This window comes from Microbispora sp. ATCC PTA-5024 (assembly GCF_000511135.2).
In the GTDB taxonomy this organism is placed as follows: domain Bacteria; phylum Actinomycetota; class Actinomycetes; order Streptosporangiales; family Streptosporangiaceae; genus Microbispora; species Microbispora corallina.
Map to the genome: position 1 here is coordinate 652,969 of NZ_KI866525.1, position 2,070 is coordinate 655,038.

The window sequence follows — 2,070 nt, forward strand, 5'->3', positions numbered from 1 at the left end:
CGCATGGACGGGTGGGGCGCCGGCGGCGGGGTGGGCCGCGGACGGCGCGAACAGCGCCGGGTCGCGGCGGAGCATCGCGAGGTGAAGCGCGGACAGGGCGGGTGAGGGGTCGGTTCCGAGCCTGTCGGCGAACGCCTCCCTCGCCTCCTCGTACGCCGCGAGCGCCTCGACGTGCCGTCCCGAGCCGTACAGGGCCCGCATGAGCTGGCCGCGGAGCCGCTCGCGCAGCGGGTGGGCGGCGGTGAGCAGGGACAGCTCGGGGACCAGGTCGCCGTGCCGCCCCAGCAGCAGGTCGGCCTCGACGCGGTCCTCGGTGGACGCGACGCGCAGCTCCTCCAGACGAGCCACCTCGACCTCGCCGCCCGGCAGGTCGGCCAGCGGCGTCCCCCGCCACAGCGCGAGCGCCTCCCGGAGCGCGGTCGCCGCCCGGCCCGCCTCCCCCGCGGCGAGCGCACGGCCGCCCTCCCGGGCCAGGCGCGTGAAGACGTGCACGTCCACCTGGTCCCGCGAAACGGCCAACCGGTACCCGGACGGCCCGCCCACCACGAGGTCGCGGTCGACGACCGCGCGCAGCCGGGAGACCAGCGCCTGGAGCGCGTTGCCGACGCCGCTCGGGGGGCGGTCGTCCCACACGCCGGCGACCAGGGCGTCGGTGGAGACGACCCGGCCCGCGTCGAGCAGCAGGAGCGTCAGCAGGGCGCGCACCCGCCGCCCGCCGATCTCGACGAGCCGCCCATCCTTCGCGCGCACCTCGAGGGGGCCGAGCACGGCGAAGCGAACCCGCGTGTCCAGCGTCGCCCCCTCCATGCCTCGATTGTGGCGGAAGCAGGGCCTTCCCCGCGTGCACCCCGGCCACCCGGCCTCGTGCGATCCCAGCCGCCCGGCCGAACCGCCCGGACGAAAGGGACGAAAGTCCTCCCCATGGCAGTATGTGCAGGTGGCAGAGCTGGAGGGGCGTGGATAACCGTACGGATCGGCGCGATCGGGTCGGGGCACCATTCTGATCCGCGTAGCATCATCGAGCATGGGGTGGCCGAGAAAATCAGCGGTCGCGCGAGGCGTCGTCGCCCTGACGACGGTGACGCTCGCCGCGTCGGGGTGTGGAATCCTCGGCGGCGGATCGCCGAGGAACCTCGACGTCATCAGTGTGTCGAGCCCCCGGTTCCGGGACGGCACCCCACTGCCGCACGACTACTCCTGCAAGGGAGGGCAGGGCAACCCGCCCCTCCGCTGGTCGGGAACGTCGGGCGCCAAGTCGGTGGCCCTCGTGGTCGACGACAACAACCCGCGAACGGGCTCGGAGGTCCACTGGGTGGTGTTCAACATCGACCCCGACACCACGGAGCTCGCCGAGAACGACGTCCCCCGGGGCGCCAGGCAGGGCATGACGACGGACGGCAAGATCGGCTACGCGCCCCCGTGCGAGACCGACGGCAGCTACCGTTTCACCGTCTACGCCCTCAACGTCAAGCTGAACCTCCAGCAGGGAGCCTCCCTGGCCAAAACGCTGGAGGACATCGCCGACCACACCATCGCTCGCGGACGCCTCACGGCGTCCACCATCGAGTGACATGCTGGACACCGGAGGTAGTCGTGCTACACCAATCTTCACCTACCGTGTGACAACGGTCATTGTGGTCGAGCAGAATCGGATCCAATTGCTGAGCGCAGGTGGTCAAAGGGGGCAGGTCGCGTCGATGGCCGCGCGACCTCACCGGCGCCGCAGGAAGGCCATGGCCTTGAGGGTGGTGCTATGACTGCGGTCATTATGGGTCTTGTCGCCGTCGTGCTCCTTGTGCTGCTGGTCGTGGCACTGGGCATGCGGTCGATGAACCGCAGGGAGAGTGCGCTCTCGGCCGAGCGGATCAAGGCGATGGCGGAGAACAAGGGCCCCAAGCCCCGGCGGCCCGCCGAGGAGACGTTCTTCGAGAGCTTCCCCAAGGGGTTCGACGCGTTCGAGGAGCCGGCCGAGCGCGGCGCCTCCAAGCAGCGCTCCGGGGCCGCCCGCCCCGCGGCCCGGCCGGGCGGCCGTCAGGCCCGGCCCGCCCAGCGCGGAGGCAAGCAGCAGCC

Annotated in this window: 3 protein-coding genes; 2 read left to right on the forward strand and 1 reads right to left on the reverse strand. The window is 72.2% G+C overall.

Annotated elements, in window-relative coordinates:
• Positions 1-807, reverse strand: an 807-nt coding sequence (locus tag MPTA5024_RS28895; protein WP_036330303.1) for an AfsR/SARP family transcriptional regulator, incomplete at its 3' end; no start/stop codon positions are given.
• Between the two features lie 217 nt (positions 808-1,024).
• Here MPTA5024_RS28895 and MPTA5024_RS28900 point away from each other — a divergent pair.
• Both MPTA5024_RS28900 and MPTA5024_RS42730 read left to right on the forward strand, forming a co-directional pair.
• Positions 1,025-1,570 (forward strand): YbhB/YbcL family Raf kinase inhibitor-like protein, encoded by a 546-nt coding sequence (locus tag MPTA5024_RS28900; protein ID WP_051458800.1) that lies wholly within the window; start codon positions 1,025-1,027, stop codon positions 1,568-1,570.
• Positions 1,571-1,753: 183 nt separating this feature from the next.
• Positions 1,754-2,070: hypothetical protein (locus tag MPTA5024_RS42730; protein ID WP_198167442.1), on the forward strand; the 317-nt coding region annotated here is incomplete at its 3' end.

What these genes read in the sequence shown, in the direction of transcription:
- MPTA5024_RS28900 (WP_051458800.1), top strand. Translation starts at nt 1,025, where the DNA reads ATGGGGTGGCCGAGAAAATCAGCGGTCGCGCGAGGCGTCGTCGCCCTG.